We start from the raw sequence: 416 nt of genomic DNA on the forward strand, positions 1-416 counted from the left end.
GCTGGTCAAGACCTTGAACTGGTCCGTGCCCAGGGCGTTGAGGTCGTCGCTGGACAGGGCGCGCAGCTGCGCCGTGGTCAGTGCGGTGACCTGGGCGGTGGTCAGCGTGGCCAGTTGGTCGGAGCTCAGGGCGGCGAGCTGCTCGCTGCTGAGGGCCTTGATGGTGGCGGTGCTGAGGGCACGCAGGTCATCGGTTTCCAGCTTCAGCAACTGGTCGCTGGTGAGACCGCCGACCTGGTTGCTGGTGAGCGCGGCGGCCTGGGCCGTGGTCAGGGCCACGATCTCGTCCGTGGTCAAGGCGGCCAGTTGGGCCGAGTTCATGCCGCGCAGGGCCGCGGTGTTGATGGAGGCGAGGTCCTCGGTCTGCAGGGTCTTGACCTGGTCGGAGCTCAGGGCGCCGACCTGGGCGCTGGTGA

The 416-nt window shown here is 68.8% G+C and carries 1 pseudogene; it reads right to left on the reverse strand.

From position 1 onward, the window contains the following. Window positions 1-416: pseudogene (locus H5407_RS23660) on the reverse strand (heme utilization protein); the annotation flags it as partial.

It is taken from the genome of Mitsuaria sp. WAJ17 (assembly GCF_014174515.1).
GTDB lineage: Bacteria > Pseudomonadota > Gammaproteobacteria > Burkholderiales > Burkholderiaceae_C > Roseateles_B.